We start from the raw sequence: 20,993 nt of genomic DNA, 5'->3' as shown, positions 1-20,993 counted from the left end.
AACTCAATTTTGACAATATCTAATAATAGCCCCTCTACAATACATAACATGAACTGTAGATATATTTTTCTAAAAAATATGCGAACCAGAACCCCTTATCAAAGAAGTGGTGGTGCGCAGCACCACCATTCCCACCCCCTATAAAGGAATGACCTGTGCATTACTCTATATAATGCGCAGGATCATTTGATAATAGTTTGTTTGAGGGATATCTATTAAATTGGTATGATTTTGCTGATAGGTGCGATTGGGTTATGTGTGAAGCCGACTTGGCGCCCCGCATAGCGGGGGGTGGCCTCTTGGAGGCTGAGGGCATGACCCAATCGGTACAGCCTAGGTAGAATGGTATTAATTTAATAGATATCCTAAAAAGGAGATTTAAAATGATTAAAGACGCATTATATGCAGTAACGCATGGTCAAGATTTATCCTACGACCTTGCTAAAGATACAATGAACAAAATTATGAGTGGCGAGGTGGCCGAGGTTCCTATGGCTGGTTTCTTGTGCGCTCTTGCAGCGAAAGGCCCTACTGTAGATGAGGTTACGGCGTTCGCTGAGGTTATGCGCGAGAAGGCTGGTTCTGTGCCTCATGAAGGTACAGTTGTAGAAATCGTAGGTACTGGCGGCGACGAAGCTAATACGTTCAACATTTCTACTACATCTGGTTTCATTATTTCCGCTGCCGGTATTCCTGTAGCGAAACATGGTAACCGCAGTGTATCTAGTAAATGTGGCGCTGCTGATTTGATCGAAGCATTGGGCGCTAAATTAGAGCTTAATGGCGAACAAAATGAAGCAGTTCTTAATAAAGCAAATATGTGCTTCATGTTTGCTCCTGTATATCACCAAGCTATGAAATATGCAGGTCCTGTACGTAAGGCATTAGGCGTTCGTACAGTATTCAACATCCTTGGACCTTTGGCAAACCCAGCAGGTGCTACTGTGGAATTGATGGGTGTGTACGATAAATCTTTGGTAGAACCATTGGCTCGTGTATTGGCTAACCTTGGCGTTAAGCGTGGTGCTGTGGTACACGGCTTCGACGGCCTTGATGAGATTACGGCAACTAACAAAACGTACGTATGCGAAATTAATAATGGAGCTTTCACAAGCTACGAATTCGATCCTAAAGAATACGGTTTCGAATATGCTGATAAAACTGAGCTTGAAGGTGGCGATGCAACAGTAAATGCTGAAATTACACGCCGCGTTCTCGGTGGTGAGCAAGGTGGTAAACGCACAGCTGTTCTTCTCAATGCTGGTATGGCGATTTACCTTGCAAAAGATGGCATTACATTAGCAGAGGGCATTGAAGAGGCGAAAAACATGATCGACTCTGGCAAGGCTCTTGCTACAATGGAACAGTTTGTGAAAGCAACCCAAGAGGTATAACCATTGATTTTAGATAAGATTGTAGAGGCTACTAAAGTTCGAGTGGCCCAAGAAAAAGAGGTGGAAACGCCTGAGGCTGTGAAAGCAGCGGCCTTAGCGTTGCCATCTGATACAGGATTTCCTTTTGAAGCAGCCCTTCGCCAGCAAGACTTTAACTTCATTTGCGAAGTAAAGAAGGCGTCCCCTTCAAAGGGGATTATCGCTGAGCATTTCCCATATTTAGATATCGCAAAAGAATATGAAGTGGCAGGGGCAGCAGCCATCTCTGTATTGACTGAGCCAGACTTCTTTAAAGGGGACAAAAAATACTTGCAAGAAATCGCTAGCACCGTAAAAATCCCTGTATTACGCAAAGACTTCATCATTGATGAATACCAAATCTACCAAGCAAAGGTGTGGGGCGCTAGTGCAATCCTATTAATCTGTGCATGCCTCGATGTGCCTACATTGACGAAGTTCCGTGAGTTAGCCGACTCTCTTGGCTTGTCCTCCTTAGTAGAGGCTCACGACGAACAGGAAGTACAAATGGCCATCGATTGCGGCGCTCGCATTATTGGAGTTAACAACCGCAATTTAAAAGACTTCACAGTAGACGTACAAAATAGTGTGCGCTTGCGTAATCTCGTTCAAGATGATGTGATTTTTGTATCTGAAAGTGGCTTAGAAACACCAGAGGATATCCAAGTATTGCGCGATAACAACATCGGCGTAGCCTTGATGGGGGAAACTTTTATGCGTTCGCCTAACAAGGTTGAGAAACTGGCGTATCTCTATGGCCCGACTTACTATACTCCGAAGGTTAAGATGTGTGGTATCTCCAAGGTGGAAACAATCCCTGCTGTAGTAGAAGCAAAGCTAGACTACATGGGCCTTGTATTTGCACCAAGCAAACGACAAGTTACTGTAGATCAAGCTAAAACATTAGTGGAAGAACTTCATAAACAATACGGAAAAATATATGGTGCAGTTGAAGCGCCAATGAATGCTGAAACAGCGCAAGATAGTAAGGAATTTGTCCAAGAAAATCTTAATTTTGAGAACATTAAAACGGTAGGCGTTTTTGTAAATGAAACAGTAGATAACCTTGTGGCAATTGCAAATGAGGTTAATCTTGACGCAGTGCAATTGCATGGTGATGAAGATGAAGCTTTTATCCAAGCTTTCAAAGAGAAAACAGATGTAGAGGTTTGGAAGGCAGTTCAAATTCGCGGTGCTGCTGATGCAGAAAAATGGATTGATAGTAGTGCCGATATGCTGTTGTTTGATGCGTATCATAAGGATGAACGAGGCGGTACGGGCGAAGTGTTCGACTGGTCTTGCTTAGATGAGTTTGAACGTCCATTTATGCTCGCCGGCGGTATCGACAGTACTAACGTGGCGCGTGCTATTCGCACAGTTCGCCCTTACGGTATAGATATTAGTAGCGGTATTGAAACAGATGGCGTGAAAGACGATGAGAAAATTAAAGCTTTCACAAACATCGTGAGAACCATAGCTCACTGAATGTTGAGAGAATAAGGCCTATTATAGGCGAGTAATCATAGAAAATACATAAATCTAAGATATAATAATATTTTAGACACATCCGATGGAATTCATCGATTGTTGAGATAGATACCAATAGTAACGCTATACATAGCGTGCTAGCAGGAATGGTATATGGAAAGGTAAGTTATATGAGTGAACAAAGACATGGTTATTTTGGCTCCTTCGGTGGCCAATTTATGCCAGAAACATTGATGAATGCAGTCATCGAATTGGAAGAGGCATACAACAAGTACAAAGATGATCCTGATTTCGTGCGCGAACTTGAGGATTTACATAAAAAGTATACAGGTCGTCCATCCCTTTTATACTATGCAGATCGCATGACAAAAGACCTTGGGGGCGCCAAAATTTATTTGAAACGTGAAGATTTGAACCATACTGGTTCCCACAAATTGAACAATGTAATCGGCCAAATGTTATTGGCAAAACGCATGGGTAAAACTCGTGTTATTGCTGAAACTGGTGCAGGTCAACATGGTGTAGCAACAGCTACTATTGCTGCTTTGATGGGCATGGAATGTGAAGTATACATGGGTGCTGAAGACTGTGAACGTCAAGCGCTTAACGTATATCGTATGGAATTATTAGGCGCTAAGGTGCATCCTGTAACAACTGGTACTAGCACATTAAAAGATGCTGTTTCTGAAGCATTGCGCGAATGGACAAATCGTATGTCCGATACACACTATGTGTTGGGCTCTGTTATGGGCGCTCATCCATTCCCTATGATCGTTCGTGACTTCCAATCCATTATCAGCCGTGAAGCACGTGCGCAAATCCTTGAAGCAGAAGGTAAATTGCCAACAGCTGTTATGGCTTGTGTAGGGGGCGGTTCCAATGCGATGGGGATGTTCTATCACTTTATTCCTGATGAAGGCGTTCGCCTCATTGGTTGTGAAGCGGCAGGTCGCGGTATCGATACAGAGGAACATGCAGCGACAATTGCAAAAGGGTCTGTTGGTATCTTCCATGGTATGAAATCTTACTTCTGCCAAGACGAAGACGGCCAAATTGCTCCAGTATATTCTATCTCTGCAGGCCTTGATTACCCTGGTATCGGTCCTGAACATGCGTACTTGCATGATAGTGGTCGTGCTGAATATGTACCTGTAACGGATGACGAAGCGGTAGATGCTTTCGAATACTTGTCTCGTTTAGAAGGTATTATTCCAGCGATTGAAAGTGCTCATGCCGTGGCACATGCGCGTAAAATTGCTCCTACTATGAGCAAGGACGATATCATTATTATTTGTTTATCTGGTCGTGGTGATAAAGACGTAGCGGCTATGGCGAAATACAGAGGGGTGGATCTTCATGAGTAAAATTAAAGACGCTTTCACAAAGGGCAAGGCATTCATCCCATTCATCAGTGCTGGTGACCATGGTATTGAAAATACAGAACGTTATATTCGTGTGATGGTGAAAGCCGGCGCCGACATGGTAGAAATCGGTATTCCGTTCTCCGATCCAACAGCGGAAGGCCCAGTTATCCAAGAAGCGAGTACACGTGCACTTTCAACAGGTGTAAAAATCAACGATATCTTCGATATGGTGCGCCGTTTGCGTACTGGTGAAGAGGCAGTGACTATTCCACTCGTGTTCATGACCTACTTGAACCCAATCTATGTGTTCGGTCGTGAAAAATTCTTTACCCTCTGCGAAGAGGTTGGTATCTCCGGCGTTATCGTGCCAGACATGCCATTTGAAGAAAAAGGAGAACTCGCTAGCGTTGCTAATAAACACGGTGTTGAAGTGGTATCCTTGATCGCTCCGACATCTGAAAACCGCATTGAAATGATCGCAAAAGACGCAGAAGGCTTTGTGTACTGCGTATCATCCCTTGGTGTTACAGGTATGCGTAGCGAAATCAAAACGGATATTAAATCCATCGTTGAAACCATTCGCAAATATACAGATATCCCTGTAGCTGTAGGTTTCGGTATTTCTAAGCCAGAACAAGCAGAAGCAATGGCGCGCGTATCTGACGGTGCTATCGTAGGCTCTGCTATCGTTAAAATCGTTGCAGAACATGGCGAACATGCAGACCAAGCGTTGTTTGACTACGTACAATCTATGAAACAAGCTGTGCTAAAAGCTGATGCATAATAAGAGCTACAGCATAATAAATAGATAATACAATACATACTAAAAAGGACGTTATACATGTGTATAACGTCCTTTTTAGGTTAGTTAGTTTAGTTATGTGTTATATGACTGGATAACCAGTTATGAAAGGGGAATGATTAGCCATTTGTAGATTCGGAACGTTGATGACGTTCACTGCGTTTTGCAGTTGCATTTTTGTCATGTTTTTCGCGTTCAGAAATTTTGTGTTTTCTATGTTTCTTTTGATCTGGTTTGAACCATGGATGAGCACTGCTGTCTACTGTACCATCATCGTTCTTTTCCATGCGATGGTTTTCACCGATTTTGAAGTGGTAATCTTTAGCTTGCGCTACATTGGCACCAATGCCTACTGTTAAGAATGCTGCCAAGCTGGCCATAGCTACTACTTTAGTCAATTTAGCGTTCATAATTATTATCTCCTATACAAACTTAATTGCACGAATTTTAGTTGTAAAAAATATATTATTAGTATAGGTAAAATCAATGAAGAAAAAATGAAATGTAAGCCTTGGTAAAGCATAGTATAATAGGATTATCTAAGTTTGTATCATATCTAAATATAGTAGGAGATTTATGAAGCAGAGAGTATATGAAATCCTCTATCGCGAGCTAGTAGAAAACTATGCAAATGGTAAAGGACGAACAACGACAGCCGATTTTTGGCTTACCATAAGCGCTATGACCTTTGTATACGGTCTAGTTATATTCATAACAGGTCTTGCAACCTTCATTCCTTATGGATTTTTATATGCTATATCCTTAGGGGGCGGCGTATTGACTGCATTGACGATATTATTAACATTGCCGACCATTATGCTAGTAGCAAGACGGTTGCGTGATTCTAATAATGATCCAACATTGATGATCCTTGTCTTCGTTCCTATTTTAGGGTGGTTGGTTTTGCTCTACCTATTATGTAAAAGATCGGCTCCTACACAAGAAGTAAGCATAATTAATGAACAGATATCTGTAGAACCTAGTATACATGAGAAGCGATCTGTTTCGGGAGCCTTCATCGTGGCTCTTCTTGTTTTAGGCTGGATTGCAAACAGTGTAGGTACATCTATGATGGGGCATAACTATATGATAGAAGAAACTGCCTTTGGGAACTTGGGGCAGGGGGCTTTCACCAAAAAAGCAAACCGTTTACTACGTAATGATTCTGCCACAACAGAAGGCTATCTAGTGGTGAAGGAATATTACAAAGCACTGGCTAATGGCGATTATCATAGTGCGTATCGCGATTTAAGCAGTCGTGAAATGGAACGATATGGCACCTTTGATCTCTGGCAGCAAGCTAAGGTAAAGGAACAACGTTCTGCTGTAGAATCTATACGATTGGATTATGTATCTCAAGATGTGGATGATGATGTAACGGTGGATTATATCGGATATAGGGTGGACTTTGTAGATAAAAGCCCATCCATGTTAGTTCGTTTATACAGCACTGGCAATGGTTGGAAAATCGTTGGTTTTGAAGCGTTTGAGGAGGACTAGGTCATGGCATCTGTAAATGTATATGATTTGAACTATACCGATGCCTTTGTGCTAGGCATCAAAAACTACGCTAATTTTAAAGGTCGTGCAAGCCGTAGTGAATACTGGCGATTCATGGCTGGAATGATGATGGTTGAAGGCACCTTGGGAGTCGTAGCCGTTCTTTGTAAAGGTGTTGGTCTCTATAATTTTGAGTCTATTATTGATACGATCACGTTGTTAGTAATGCTATTTTTCGTGCTTCCCAATATTGCCATCACAACGCGACGCATGCATGATATTGGACGTAGCGGCTGGACTCAGCTAATATCTTTTATTCCAATTATTGGGTTCTTTATATTCTTAACTTACGAATTGAAACGTGGCGATGAAGGAGAGAATGGTTACGGTGAAAGAACTGCCTATATTCCTATTACTGCTAGCGTAAGTCAATCCACGGGGCTTGAAGAAACGCCATCCCGAAAACAAGACTGGATTATGGGTATTACTATATTTATTCTTCAATCCATCGTATTTGGAGATACCATCGGTGATATATTATGGTATGGTATTAACGCTAATGGCTATATATAGTATTAATCTACTTTTAATAGCATAATTATTATTTTATTTTATAAAAGTTTAACAACTCCTTTATAGACAATATAACACTTTGTAGTAAAATGAAATCAAGATGAATTCAAAAATATAGATATGATTACTTCAAAACATATCTAAGTTACTATATGTGTTAAAGCAACAGGACTTTATGAGCTTCACTGTTTCCTGCTGTGGATGGAAGGAGTTTATTATGAGACCTTGTCCCTATTGTGGACACGAGGTGTTAAAAAGTGAACGATACTGTCCAAACTGTGGACGTATTCGTAAAGCACCCATTTCGTTAGATAAATATAGTCTAGGCATGATTGAAAACTTTAAACAATGTTTTGTTTATAAATACGCTGACTTTGAAGGGCGTGCTAGCCGTAGCGAATATTGGAATTTCTTTTTGGTGTATCAATTGCTCTTTGTAGCCATTCTATTTACCTGTGCGTTCTTGAGCTATATTAGTCCGCTCTCTAGTGCCGTTGGTGTAGGCTTCGGGCTAGTTATTCTTGTACTTATGTCCGTTGTTATGGTCATTCCTGGCGTAGCTGTTGCCGTACGACGCTTGCACGATCAAGGCCGTTCTGGTGGTCTTGTGTTTATTGGTGTTGTTCCTGTCATTGGTACAATTATATTGTTAGTGTTGATGGCTCTTCCTGGTGAAAGCCACGACAACCGATTTGGCTCACCAACAGGCCGTGTTGTTCTAACAAAACAAATGGCCCATGAAATCGGCTTAATAGATGCCACACCTACCACAGGCCTTACGGCAGGACTACTATGTGCCATCTTTGTGCTATGGTTCCTAGTAGATCGATTGCTAATGACTAGTGCAATGTAAAAATAAAATACACATACAAATAACAGCCTCTTGCATGGTGCAGGAGGCTGTTTTGTTGTATAATAAATTAATTTCAATTGTCATTTTATAGGAGAGAATTATGACTGATTTAAACATTAAAAACTTGGCGTATGTTGATAACTTCAAGCACTCTGTAGTTGGTAATTTTGTTAATTTTAGTGGTAGAGCAAGCCGCAGTGAATATTGGCGATTTGTAGCGGTTTCAGTTGTCATAGGTTTTGTATTTAGTGTATTAAGATTTATTTTTGGTAATACATTCTTGGGATCCCTCTTTAATTTATTATCCTTTGCTTACACTTGTGCTGTATTCTTACCGTATACTGGTATTGCAGTTCGTCGTTTACATGATATAAATAAATCTGGATGGTTTTTGCTACTTCCATTTGTTCCAATCATCGGTCTTGTATATGTCATCTATTTATTGGCTAAACCGGGTGATGTAGGCGATAACCAATATGGTTCTCCAACAAGCTATGAAACAATTACAGCTGAAGAAGCTGCTCGTACGGGCCTCAAAGAAACACCATCTGAAAGCATGGACCAAAAAGCAATGATTGTGTGCCTCTGCCTTTGGGTTCTTAATATTTGGATATCCTTTTTAGCACTATAATAGAAAGTTTAGTTATATGAATATGCCACCTTTATTGGAACATAATAAAGGTGGCATTTTTATGTGTTGATCTATAAATTTAAACTATCTATAAACTCATGGCTATGATATATTGTAAGTTAATTATGTGACGCAATAAATTATCTGATGAGAGAGGGATAATAGTAATGAAATTTATAAAGGTAAGTATAGCTAAGTTTTTAGTTTTTGCATTGATAGGTATTATGGCAGTGGCAGGTATAGGCTACAAAATGTATACAGATCATCTGAATAAGCAGTATCAGCAGTCACCTGAATACTCTTTAAAGATTATATATGAATCAATTCAAAATGGTGATCCGGATACATTTTTTAAATACGTAGATGGCGAAGGTATTTTACACCGTATTTATGATCCATATATCGAAAAATTACTTAAAGAATCTGATGGACGGAATATATCTCAAACTAATTCAAAAGGAGAAACTAAGATTTTGAATCTTGGAGAAGCATTGCTATTTACAGCAATAGATAATTATTATTTAGATGTAAAAGAGGTATTACTTAACCAAGATTTAAGAAGTCATATACCACATAGACCTGATCCTAAAGATCCATTTAAAGATAATTTGCAGACGTTAAAAGAAGTAGGACGATATGAATTAATTTCCATAGAGGAAGAAAGTAAGAAAGATGGAGTTGTTAATATAGAAATTCGCGCATTGGATACGAAGACTAATGAAACCAAAGTATTACCTATAGAAATGACTCAAATGGATAATAAAATGTGGCGTATTACTGGCTATGACTATAAGACGTATGACTTACCATATGATGGATTTGATAGAATTTAATTAGCAGCCATTTCTTAAGTCGCTTGATTGACATCAGTAAAATTTAATTGTTATACTAATCGTATAGAATAACACTAAGGTGGGCCTTGATAGAGCGAAATGTTCGCCCCACAGTTATTATCCAAAATATAATATTTTATACCCCATACTTTGTATGGGGTTTTCTTATGTCTTGTTATTTCCTCATCTTGAATTGGATGTATTAATTTTATACAATATCTGTAATATTAATTTATGGGAATGTAGAGCATTTAGGAGAGATAGATGAGTGGTCAGAATTGGTGGCACCGGATAGGTTTAGTTGTGTGTATCGTGGCGAGTGTAGGCGTTGTAAGTGGTTGTGAGTTTAATATGGATAATTTAAAGACAAATAGTCAGGTGAAAGCTACGCAAAGCGATAGTGAGAAGGAAATCTGGCGCGTTTTTAGATTTTATTTGGCTGCCACAAATGAGTTTAATTTCACTAGTGTAAAATATAGTCATCAACATATGGAAACGGTGCAGCAAGCACAACAAAATGTACCGCTAGCTGAGTTTAAGGTGCGGGATTATGAACGTCTTGAGCAAGAACTCATTGCGGCGCGAGAAGCGGGGCACACACATAGTGACTTGGAAGCAGCTACAGATGCTTTATTACCGGTATTACACGACGTTGTGGTAGTCGTGAAAGAGCTAGATACGTATTATAAAGAAAAACGCTATGAATCAGATAATTATGCATTTGCTCATACGCAGTTGGAGAAGCTTTCATCATTAATCGAAGCATTTGGACCAAAATATAATGCGTTAGATACCATTGTTAAAACCTATCACAAGCAGGAGGGAGAACGTCTTGTTAAGTTGATGCGCAACAATGGGCAGACGAATGGCGCTAATATGGCGGAAATGATGCTTATTTATAGCGGTATAGTAGATCATATTGTGGAGCATAAATCCGATAGTGATTTCCAATGGGTGAAAGCACAGAAGGAAGCAGCCGATGGAATTGGTGCTAAGATTACTGTCGCCGAGGCTCAGAATCGGTTAGAGCAAAAGAGACATCTTGATAGAGCTATTGAGGATTTTATGGCTAATCCTTCTAGTGAAACGGAGGAGGCCGTTGTTGAGCAGTATAATGAAATGGTACGAAGTCCGATGAATTTTAAATTATTAGATTCTGTACAGAAGCCGTATGTGCCACAAGAATTATAATGTGAAATATTATATGTTAAACACGATATAACATTTAGGGTAGAATATATTTGACAAGCTACCCTAATGAGACCTATAATTATCTATTATATGAAGATTGCGTTGAAAAAGACGGCACGTCTCAGACGGATTTAGTAGAGACCAAACTCATGGGCTGAAAGGTTTGGAAATCTAGAGATTTGCGGATCACTTTGGAGCAAGCAGAAACCCTGCCGGTGAACACCGTTATATGTCTAAGTGGCTTTCACAAAATGAAGCCTAGTTATTTCGTATGCTCGGAATGTTCTAGCTTTCACAGAAGGTCAGTAGGGTGGTACCACGGATATTACGTCCGTCCCTTCGGGGACGGGCGATTTTTTTATGTAAAAGGAGCACATCATGGATTACGGTAAGACGTTACATTTGCCTGAAACAGAATTCCCAATGCGCGGCAATTTGCCTAAGCGCGAACCAGAAATCTTAAAATTCTGGGAAGATAATAAGATTTATCAAAAACGTTTGGAGTTGCGTAAAGACGCAAAGCCATTCATCTTGCATGATGGCCCGCCATATGCAAATGGTAAATTGCACATCGGTCATGCCCTCAACAAAACGTTGAAGGACATCATCATGAAATACAAAACGATGACTGGTCATTATACTCGTTACATCCCTGGTTGGGATACGCACGGTTTGCCAATCGAGCATGCGGTTATTAAAAATACTGGTCTTAACCGTCATGAAATGGCACCTCTTGATTTGCGCAACAAATGTAAGGAATATGCATTAGAATGCGTAGAAACTCAAAAACAAGACTTCATTCGCTTTGGTGTATTAGGTGAGTGGGACCGTCCTTATTTGACATTACGTCCTGAGTTCGAAGTAAAACAACTTGGTATCTTCGGCGAAATGGCAAAACGGGGACACATCTATAAAGGTCTTAAAACTGTATACTGGTGTACTCACTGTGAAACTGCATTGGCAGAAGCAGAAATCGAATATGCTGAGAAAAAATCCTTCTCCATCTACGTAAAATTCCCTTACGTATCCGAGAAAAAGGTGACATTGCCAGCTGGCGTAGATCCTAAACAAGCATTTGCTGTTATCTGGACAACTACTCCTTGGACAATGCCTGCCAACGTAGCAATCTCCGTTAACCCTGAGCTTGAATATGGCTGGGTAAAAGTAGGCGAAGAATATTACTTGATGGCTACTGAGCTTGTTGAACCGGCTATGAAAGATATCGGTATCGAAGACTACGAAATCGTAAACCGTTTCTCTGGTGCAGATTTAGAATTGGCTGATTTCAAACATCCATTTGTTGAACGTAATTCCACAGTATTGCTTGGTGACCATGTAACACTTGAAGCCGGTACCGGTTGTGTACATACAGCGCCTGCACACGGTGAAGATGACTTTAACATCGTTATGCGTTATAACAAGGAAGGCAAAACTGAACTTCCTATCGTATCTCTTGTTAATGAAACTGGTAACTACACAAAACAAGTAGACGACAACCGTTATGGCGATACCGAATTCCCATTGGCTGGTGTAGAAATCCACGATGCAGAGGTGCCTGTAATCAAAATCTTGGCGCACAATAATGCATTGCTTCACAAATCTAGCTTGCGTCACCAATACGCTCACTGCTGGCGTTGTAAAAATCCTGTAATCTACCGTGCTACAGAACAATGGTTCTCCTCTGTAGATGGGTACCGTCAACAAGCTCTTGATGCAATCGACAATCAAGTGCAATGGATTCCTAAATGGGGTCATGACCGTATCTTCAACATGGTTCGCGATCGTGGTGACTGGGTAATTTCCCGTCAACGTATTTGGGGCGTGCCAATTCCTATTTACTATTGTGAAAGCTGCGGCGAGCACATCATCAACGATGATACTATCAAATCATTACAAGAAAAAGTAGCCGTAGAAGGCTCCGATGCATGGTGGGCACACAGTGCTAAAGAATTGTTACCAGAAGGCTTCAAATGTCCTCATTGCGGTCATGATGAGTTCAAAAAAGAAACTGACATCATGGACGTATGGTTCGACTCGGGTTCCTCTTGGGCTGGCGTACTTGAAGTTAACGATCTTGACGTACCATGCGCTATGTACCTTGAAGGTTCCGATCAACATCGCGGCTGGTTCAACTCTTCCTTGTTGACTGCAGTAGCCACAACAGGTAAAGCACCTTACAACTCCGTATTGACTCACGGCTTCGTTGTGGACGGCGAAGGTCGCAAAATGTCCAAATCTGTAGGTAATACAGTGGCACCTAGCGACATCATCGACGTATATGGCGCTGACGTTATGCGTTTGTGGGTCTCCTCCGCAGATTACCAAGCAGACGTACGTTTGTCTAAAGATATCGTAAAACAATTATCCGAAGTATACCGTAAGATCCGTAATACATTCCGCTTCTTGCTTGGCAACTTGGATGACTTCAATCCAAATACCGACAAAGTGGCTTATGCAGATATGTCCGAATTCGATAAATGGGCATTGTTGCGCTTAGAAGAAGTGCGTCAAAAGGTTACTGATGCGTACGAAAATTATGAATTCCATATGTTATACCATGCAATTCATAACTTCTGTACAGTAGACTTGAGCTCCATCTACCTTGATGTAATGAAAGATACTATGTATGCTGAAAGCAAAAACAACGTAGCTCGTCGTTCTGCTCAAACAGCGATGTACGAAATCTTGAAAACATTGGTAGCTATGGTATCTCCAGTACTTTCCTTCACAGCAGAAGAAGTTTGGAAATACATGCCTAAAGAAGAAGGCATGGCTGTATCCGTTATGCTTCAAGATTGGCCACAAGGTTATCCTGAACACTTCAACCAAGAATTGGCTGACAAATGGAACCAATTATTAGACTTGCGTACATCCGTACAAAAAGCATTGGAACTTGCTCGTCAAAACAAAACAATCGGTCACCCATTGGATGCATCCGTTACAGTATATGCTGAAGGCGCTGCATTTGACGCATTGAACGCTCTTGGTGAAGAAGGCTTGTCTAAACTTGTTATCGTATCCGAAGCTCACATCGTAAATGGCGCTGCTCCAGCAGAGGCAGTAAAAGACGAAGAAACAGGCGTTGCAACAGTAGTTGCTCCATCTGAACTTGAAAAATGTGAACGCTGCTGGATCCATCGCGATACAGTAGGTCAAGATAGCGAACATCCTACACTTTGCCATCGCTGTGCAGAGGTTGTTAAATCTCTATAATTATAGATAGGAAACAACATAATTTATAGAAACCCTTCTCTAATATTCTTTAGTTCGGTTTGAACTGGGAATGTAGAGAAGGGTTTTTCTATTATGACTGAGTTTCTAAGTCATATTTATGCTAGTTTACAAAATATTAAGAAAATATATAGAATTATGAATTCGTTGTATGCTATCTTTCTCATGAAAATATCTATCATAATTAGTACTTTATTGTTTTCCTCATGAAAAATTAATGTGTAAAAATTTACTCATTTCATATTAAACTTAATATACTAGTTTAAGATATTTATAGTTAGTTTAGTTATTGTGCTTATATGAGAAGGAGGAAGAGCAATGGTAGCAACTATCGTTAAAGCAATTTTGGCTGCACTTACTGGTTTAGCAAACGCAATCTTGCCTTTATTCAAATAACAATTTCATTCCCCAGAAAAAAGACCACCCAGCTTGCGGGTGGTCTTTTTCTTATGCCTGAAAATAGAAATCAATTTGTAACATAATGATTTAGAGAATCTTTAAGTGTCGTTTAACTATAAGGCCTTATATTGACTATAGAAGCAAGCATACCTATAATGAAGATTAATTGAACATGAAATGAACGTGAAGAACGGGCAGTGTTGTGTGGTTTTATTTCTTATGCAAAACGAGGGGAGCGTATAAGTCATGAGAAGAAATGTATTCTTTAAGGCGTTGGTGTTAGGAACTATAGGATGTGCGTTTAGTGCTACAGGTTTTGCAGCAGATGTACAAAATGGACATGGACAAGGTATAGCAGATTCTACTACAGAAGTGAATAAGGCTAAACATGAAGCTGTAAGTTCGAATTGGATGGATCGTACGGATATCGCAGTAGGTGTACAGTCCGGAGGTCACTCCAAAATAGATAAAGGACACTTTCTAACGGATGATTTGGATACCATTTATAATAAGAAATCTGATTACGGTAATGTAACGAAAGCTTATATAGAAACATTGCAGCCTATTTCTCATTATGATGAGAACAGTAAAAGTGTTCTATTTGTACAGGGGCGCATTGGACGCGGTGGTGAGAAAATAGCGTCGAAAGAGATGCGTGGTTATCTTCTTCCTGAAGTAATAATCAATCGCTATGGACAAACTTCTTATACAAAAATAAATACGGATGAAAAATCATCCGAAACATTAGGAATTATTGGTTCCGTAGGTATTGGATATCGACGCCTTAGCCGAAATGAACATGCCTATGTAGGTGTTAATGCTTTTGTAGATCGTGCTTTCACAGGAAATTACAATCGTATCAGCGGTGGTGTAGAGTATGTGAATGGTCTCAACGAAGTGTATGCCAATGTGTATAGAGGCCTTGGTAATAAGGAACTCGTAAAAGGTGGTGGCGGTAATCCATATCCTAAACGGTTGTATCCTAATGGCTATCCAGATACATTCCCTTATAATACGATTCCTAGTGAAAATTATTATACCTACAAAGGCGGTAGAGCACTAGATGGCTATGAAATTGGTTTTGCTAGATCTTTCAAGAATGCTCGCTGGGCTCGTGCCTATGTAAACGGATATCGTTGGAAGGGACATGGATTCGGGCATACACAAGAATATAATTGGGGACGTCCAGGTCATTGGTCTGTGCCGTGGTTTACCGCACGAAATGCAAATCACTATAAGGGCATTAAAATCGGTGCTGAATTACAGTTAACACCACATATATCTTTAGATATTGGGTATAACAATGCTAATAACATGTCGAAAGGTATGTATGGCACTCTTAAATATACATTAGGTACATCTAAATTTGCCTTCTGGGGTGGCAAGCATAGTGATGATACGATTACAACAGCTCGCTCTAAAATGCTAGATAAGGTACGTCGTCAAGATATGATTGTAGAATCCTTTGATGACATTGAATACGATTATTTGGCGCCAATCGATCATTTATAATACCACTGTAGTTTAGATTATAGATATTAAATAAGACATGTAATAATAGGGAAGTAATTTATATGAGCAAGACATTAATGATAAAAGCAATGGTTTTAGGTGCTGTAGCATGTGCATTTAGTGCTACAGGTTTTGCAGCAGATGTACAAAATGGACATGGTCAAGGTGTTGCAGATTCTACTACAGAAGTGAATGGGGCTAAGCATGAAGCAGTTCGCTCTAGCTGGATGGATCGCACAGATATCGTAGTTGGTGTTGGTATGAAAGATTCGAAAGAGACGCATAGTCAGCACCATTATGTTGGTGAATCATCGATGAGACATGATGATCTAAATACTGTAACTTCGAAAAATTCAAAATCTACTGCAATCAATAAATTGTATATTGAGACCTTGCAACCTATAACCCATTATGATGAAAATGCTAAAAGCGTTGTCTTTGTACAAGGTCGTATTGGGCGCAGTGGAGAAAAGATTTCATCTTATAAATTAGATGGTTATTTGGAGCCAGCCAGACCTGCAGGGACGTTTATAAGTCATGATAAACAAACAGATACGAAAGAATCATTAGGAATGAATGCTAATATTGGCATTGGCTATCGTCGTCTTAGCAAAGGTGAACATGCTTATGTCGGTGTTAATGCGTTCTATGACCATGTGTTTAAAGGTGGCTATAAGCGCGTTAGTGGCGGTGTAGAATATGTGGCAGGCCTTAATGAATTTCATGCTAATCTGTACCGAAATCTAGGGACTGATGATAGAAAATATATAGGTCTCCATGGGCGTAGTGTTGTATTGGGTGATCCTGCAGGATTGTATCCATATGGTATGGATCCTGATCAAAGTCTTTATAATTATGGTATAGCTGCTTATGAAAATCATTGGATGCTATCAGAAAAGGTTGCTGCCAGTGGATTTGATGTAGGATACTCACGAACTTTCAAAAATGCTCGTTGGGCTCGTGTCTATGCGGACTATTATAATTGGCGTGGTAGAGAGGCTGTAAGAGTAGGCTATTATAAATTAAATAAGCGCGATGCTATTAAAGGGTTTAAAGTGGGTGCAGAATTCCATATTACACCACATCTTACTCTTGATGCGGGTTACAAAACAGCATCTCATCATTTGAGTGGTCCTTATGCGACCTTGAAATATACCATCGGCACATCTAAGTTTGCTTGGCGTGGTGGTAAACATAGTGAAAGCGTGATTACAACGGCTCGTTCCAAGATGCTTGATAAAGTACATCGTAGCGACATGGTTGTACAAGAAACTGTGGAAAATACTTATGAACAACAGTTTGTCGATGTTGGTTTATAGGAATTTCCGTATTCATTACCCTTATGATCATTTATAATAGTTTAGTCTATTTATAGGTTATAAAAAGGAGCTAGTACATTTTATGTACTAGCTCTTTTTATGTTTTCGGTTATTTCTATTGTAATGCCTTAGGCACACTGAGTTTTTTCCAATTATCTAGCTCAGGTATTTCCAAGGTATTAATCGTTTTTTGAATCCAGTAGTTTAATGATACTTCGTTACCTAAATGTTGTTCAAATAGATAGGTATTACCTGGCGTATCTAGAGGGTTTCCATCTTTGTCGATAGAGTGGCGTACGGATTCTTTTAGATAGAGTTGAACTCTAAATGGATTTGCGTGATTGCCTCTGAAAATGAAATAGGATGGGCCAATAAAGTCATGAGTACGGACATTAATTTGTTCGTATTTTTTGTCTTTTAAGCCTTGTAGTGCAGTTTGTATCATGGCGTTAGCATCGTCGTATTCTTCAAGTAGGAATGCTTGTTGATCTACATCGAGTACATAATGCCAAGTTGGTTTTTCCTCGTTCGTTTCGATGGACCAGTTGTCTCCTAATATAGGCAATTGGTGCGTATCGTAGAGGTCTTTTAATAGCTGAATGGCATTCTCTTTCTTGAGCAGTGCTCGGTAAATGGTCTCTTGACCTTCTGCTGGGTCATAACCATGTATTCTGACTTGGTACGTATCACGTAGCATACGCTTTACATCTAGCTTAAAAATGTTGCGTAGCTTGTCTGGAACGGATAGGAAATGATTGTAAAAGCTTAGCTTCATTTCGTCTTGTGATGCTAAGGCGTGCTCAATGGTTTGCCAATCATATAAGGTGGTATCCCATAAGAAGTCATCCATGTTTACAGATAAACGTGCTGCATTTTGAGGCCATTCTGTGTGACCAGGACGTACTGTGGTTGTAGACTCTGTAATACCTTCCTTGTAGCGCCAATGGCCATCAACCTCTTCAAAGGCCGCTAACCGTTGTTCTGCTTCATCATCGATAGGAATATCTTTTAACTCTTCATCGAGGTTTGCCTTGTGAGACAGTATGTATTGATGGGATTCTTCGTAATAGGCTACTGCAGAATCCAAATCAGGTTTGCCTGAAACATAGCCTTTTTCATAGGCATAGCCTAAGGCAACGCGCGTTAAAGCTCGTGTAATATCGTAAAAGAGAACGCGATCTTCCTCTTCTAATGCGCGCTTTTCTTCCTCTAGTACACGTGTTAAGGATTGAACACCAAAGCGTATATTCTTGGTTACCCCTAAGCCATGGATGCGCATGTAACCGATGTATGGCAAGGAAAACATAAAGCGTTCTTTTATGGCTGCCATGTGTGTTAAGTCTGCAATGAGGCCCCAGTCTAGCGGTAGGTGACCAATGTGGAAGATATAGCCAAAGGCGGCTTGTAATGCAGCATAGCCGGCATCACTAAAATACTTAGTAGCTGCACGGCGGTAGAGTCCAATTGCTTTTACAGGATCATAAGGAATGACTCTGCGTAGCTCTTTAGTATCATAGAAATGATAGTAGTAATCTGCTAATTCGGCTGTGCTTTCAGCTTGGCCCAAGGAGGCACCTTTCGTGAACCATGTGAAAGCATCCTCAAATTTTCCATGTTCATGACAGTCTAGACCGGTGTAGAGCATCATGGTTGGATTACCTAGCTCAGCAGCCGTTAAAGCTACACGGCGCGCATTATCAAAATCGCCTTCGTCGATATAGATGTTACGTAAATTGCCTTGGAACATGGCAAGTCCATTGTTGAGGGCCTTGTTAAACCATTCCTTGGCGAGTTTAGTAGCATTTTCCTGTAATGTTTCGTTGGAAATCGTACCTTGTAAGGCTATAAGACGTTCCTGTATAGAACCTTTTTGGAAGCTCTGTTGGATACGTTTCGCCAAACTGAGGCGAGGTGGTGTAATCATATCCCTTGTAAGGCTGATACGGTCGTCATCGCGCCAGAAAAAGACATTGCCTATAATGTATTGGCAGAAGGCATCACCTTGCTCCGCGTAGTCGTAAACAATACGAAACGCATCGTCAAAAGATATTAACATATCCTTTTCAACAGTAGGTGTAATCGTTCCATTGATACGTAATGCTTGTAAGGTACCGATAGGACTACAACGGCGAATGCTATCGTGCAAGCATTGATAGGTGCGCATGTTATTTTCCGGGAAATTAGATTCCTCCCATGTAAAGCGTGGCCCTGCATAGATACGAGCTAACAAAGCGTACGCATCAGCTATCTCTCGAGCCTCAGGATCATTGGCTATTTTTAAAGCGTCCTCTTTGGTGTCGATTTCATTTCCCAGCGAGGTCGTCATGTCGTTTCTCAATGCCCGATGATTTGGCTGCTCAGGACTATGCTGATTATTTACAATCAGTTCTAATTGGCGCAAACCTTCTTGGGCCATTTCTTGATTGTAGGATTTAAAAATCATGTGGAAGACCTTTTGTAGGCGTTCCGTAAAGTACTGTGCCATAAGGCCTCCTTTAATTAGTTACGTTTACTATAGAATACGTATTTATTATATAACGAACGCGAGGGACCGCAAAAGAGGGATTAGAATAAAAAATCCCCTCTAAAAGCACTTCGGTATCACTATATGTGAGCCTTGAAGTCTTTCAGAGGGGTTATATTTATCCTAGTTTATAGAGATAGATATTATTTTTTGTGATTATTGAAATCTTTAAGAGGGGATTGTATTTATCCTAAAGCATAAGGATAGATATTATTTTTGGTTGTAATTACCAAACCATTTGTCGTAGATTTTTTGGTAAGTGCCGTCTTCTTTAAGTTCTTTAAGAGCTTTGTTAACAGCTTCTTGTAAAGCTTTGTTGCCTTTTTTCACGCCAAGAACTGTACCTTCAGCTTTAGTAGGTTCGCCTACGAGTTTAAGGTCTTTGTCAGCACCTTGTTTAAGGTAGTACATAGCCACTGCGTTATCGATGATAGCACCGTCGATTGTACCAGCTTTCAATTCCATGAAGATATTAGCATTGGAATCAATTTGTTTTACTGTTGTATTAGGGATTTTTTGAGCCATTTCAACAGGGATAGTACCGATTTGAGCACCTACAGTATGACCTGCTAATTCATCCATGTTATGGATTGTTGTGTTGTCTTTACGAACAACTGTGATGAAACCACCTTGGTCGAAGTATACATCGGAGAAGTCCAATGCTTTTTCACGTTCAGGTGTAGCATTGATACCTGCTGCGATCATGTCGATATCGCCAGATTGAACTGCTGGAATCAAAGCATCGAAGCCCATGGATTTGAATTCCATTTTTAAACCTAATTTTTTCGCAATTGCTTCGGACAAATCAACGTCGAAACCAACGTATTTGTCGCCTTCAGTGAATTCGAATGGTGGGAATGTAGTTTCAGAACCTACACGCAATACACCTTCTTGTTGTGTCATTTTTGGTTTGTCATTACCACAACCAGCCAATAAACCCATTGCTGCTACCGCTACGAGGGCGATGGCTGTCAACTTTTTGAACTTAAACATAGAAACCTCCTCAAACATCCATATACATGGTTTATCAAATTCTGTTTATATTGTACGGAATTTTACAATAATAGGCAATAACATTGTATAATTAAGAGTAAATGAGTTTTCTATTCTTTATTGTAGAGTATTATAATTTTTACAATAATTAGGATATATACATGGAGGCACTATGTCCCTTACTAATACCTTTTCAGATCTTTGTAAAAGCTTCGCACCGGATGCGTTTGCTATTAACTATACATTAGCTAAGAATCCTGAGCTTTCTAGTCATGAATTTGAGACCGTAAAAACGATTGGTTCTATTCTCGAAAAACATGGTATGGATGTAACTTATGAATTTTGTAACCTACCAACTGCGTTTATGG

16 protein-coding genes and 1 pseudogene are annotated in these 20,993 nt (G+C 40.0%); 14 read left to right on the top strand and 3 right to left on the bottom strand.

Going from position 1 to position 20,993, the window contains the following annotated elements; genetic code table 11:
• Positions 1-383 precede the first annotated feature (383 nt).
• The 4 genes from trpD (at position 384) to trpA (ending at position 5,048) form a co-directional block, all read left to right on the top strand.
• Positions 384-1,394, top strand: a complete 1,011-nt coding sequence (gene trpD / locus QZR70_RS02245; protein WP_295792820.1) for an anthranilate phosphoribosyltransferase — start codon at positions 384-386, stop codon at positions 1,392-1,394.
• 3 nt (positions 1,395-1,397) lie between these two features.
• A complete protein-coding gene (gene trpCF, locus QZR70_RS02240) occupies positions 1,398-2,897 on the top strand; it encodes a bifunctional indole-3-glycerol-phosphate synthase TrpC/phosphoribosylanthranilate isomerase TrpF (RefSeq protein WP_295792818.1) in 1,500 nt (499 codons plus the stop codon).
• A gap of 173 nt (positions 2,898-3,070) precedes the next feature.
• A complete protein-coding gene (trpB, locus tag QZR70_RS02235; protein WP_295792815.1) occupies positions 3,071-4,264 on the top strand; it encodes a tryptophan synthase subunit beta in 1,194 nt (397 codons plus the stop codon).
• Positions 4,257-5,048 carry a tryptophan synthase subunit alpha gene (gene trpA, locus QZR70_RS02230; RefSeq protein WP_295792813.1) on the top strand — a complete coding sequence of 264 codons (792 nt, stop codon included), beginning with the start codon at positions 4,257-4,259 and terminating at the stop codon, positions 5,046-5,048. Before trpB ends, trpA begins: the two co-directional genes overlap by 8 nt.
• Before the next feature lie 137 nt (positions 5,049-5,185).
• On the opposite strand, the gene QZR70_RS02225 is transcribed toward trpA, so the two are convergent.
• A complete protein-coding gene (locus tag QZR70_RS02225; RefSeq protein WP_295792812.1) occupies positions 5,186-5,476 on the bottom strand; it encodes a hypothetical protein in 291 nt (96 codons plus the stop codon).
• A gap of 166 nt (positions 5,477-5,642) precedes the next feature.
• On the opposite strand from QZR70_RS02225, the gene QZR70_RS02220 reads away from it, so the two are divergent.
• The 9 genes from QZR70_RS02220 (at position 5,643) to QZR70_RS02180 (ending at position 17,108) form a co-directional block, all read left to right on the top strand.
• Positions 5,643-6,566 (top strand): DUF805 domain-containing protein, encoded by a 924-nt coding sequence (locus QZR70_RS02220; protein ID WP_295792810.1) that lies wholly within the window; start codon positions 5,643-5,645, stop codon positions 6,564-6,566.
• Between the two features lie 3 nt (positions 6,567-6,569).
• Positions 6,570-7,139 (top strand): DUF805 domain-containing protein, encoded by a 570-nt coding sequence (locus tag QZR70_RS02215; RefSeq protein WP_295792809.1) that lies wholly within the window; start codon positions 6,570-6,572, stop codon positions 7,137-7,139.
• 217 nt (positions 7,140-7,356) lie between these two features.
• A complete protein-coding gene (locus QZR70_RS02210) occupies positions 7,357-7,992 on the top strand; it encodes a DUF805 domain-containing protein (protein WP_295792807.1) in 636 nt (211 codons plus the stop codon).
• A gap of 100 nt (positions 7,993-8,092) precedes the next feature.
• Positions 8,093-8,623, top strand: a complete 531-nt coding sequence (locus QZR70_RS02205) for a DUF805 domain-containing protein (protein ID WP_105089623.1) — start codon at positions 8,093-8,095, stop codon at positions 8,621-8,623.
• 167 nt (positions 8,624-8,790) lie between these two features.
• Entirely contained in the window at positions 8,791-9,456 is a 666-nt protein-coding gene (locus QZR70_RS02200) for a hypothetical protein (RefSeq protein ID WP_295792804.1), read from the top strand.
• Between the two features lie 264 nt (positions 9,457-9,720).
• On the top strand, positions 9,721-10,647 hold the full coding sequence (locus QZR70_RS02195; protein WP_295792802.1) for a hypothetical protein: 927 nt from the start codon (positions 9,721-9,723) through the stop codon (positions 10,645-10,647).
• Positions 10,648-11,025: 378 nt separating this feature from the next.
• Entirely contained in the window at positions 11,026-13,860 is a 2,835-nt protein-coding gene (gene ileS / locus QZR70_RS02190; protein ID WP_295792800.1) for an isoleucine--tRNA ligase, read from the top strand.
• A 663-nt stretch (positions 13,861-14,523) separates the two neighbouring features.
• A complete protein-coding gene (locus QZR70_RS02185) occupies positions 14,524-15,789 on the top strand; it encodes an inverse autotransporter beta domain-containing protein (protein WP_295792798.1) in 1,266 nt (421 codons plus the stop codon).
• A 62-nt stretch (positions 15,790-15,851) separates the two neighbouring features.
• Positions 15,852-17,108 (top strand): inverse autotransporter beta domain-containing protein, encoded by a 1,257-nt coding sequence (locus QZR70_RS02180; protein ID WP_295792796.1) that lies wholly within the window; start codon positions 15,852-15,854, stop codon positions 17,106-17,108.
• A 115-nt stretch (positions 17,109-17,223) separates the two neighbouring features.
• Here the strand turns inward: QZR70_RS02180 and QZR70_RS02175 are convergent, their stop codons facing one another.
• Positions 17,224-19,593, bottom strand: coding sequence for a tetratricopeptide repeat protein (locus tag QZR70_RS02175; protein WP_295792794.1), 2,370 nt, complete (start codon positions 19,591-19,593; stop codon positions 17,224-17,226).
• Between the two features lie 249 nt (positions 19,594-19,842).
• Complete coding sequence (locus QZR70_RS02170; RefSeq protein WP_295792793.1) at positions 19,843-20,625, bottom strand: basic amino acid ABC transporter substrate-binding protein; 783 nt, start codon at positions 20,623-20,625, stop codon at positions 19,843-19,845.
• 172 nt (positions 20,626-20,797) lie between these two features.
• Between QZR70_RS02170 and QZR70_RS02165 the strand changes: the two are divergent.
• Positions 20,798-20,993 (top strand): annotated as a pseudogene (locus QZR70_RS02165) (M20 family peptidase); the annotation flags it as partial.

It is taken from the genome of uncultured Veillonella sp. (assembly GCF_900545205.1).
GTDB lineage: Bacteria > Bacillota > Negativicutes > Veillonellales > Veillonellaceae > Veillonella.
This window is presented reverse-complemented; position numbering and strand designations above follow the sequence as displayed.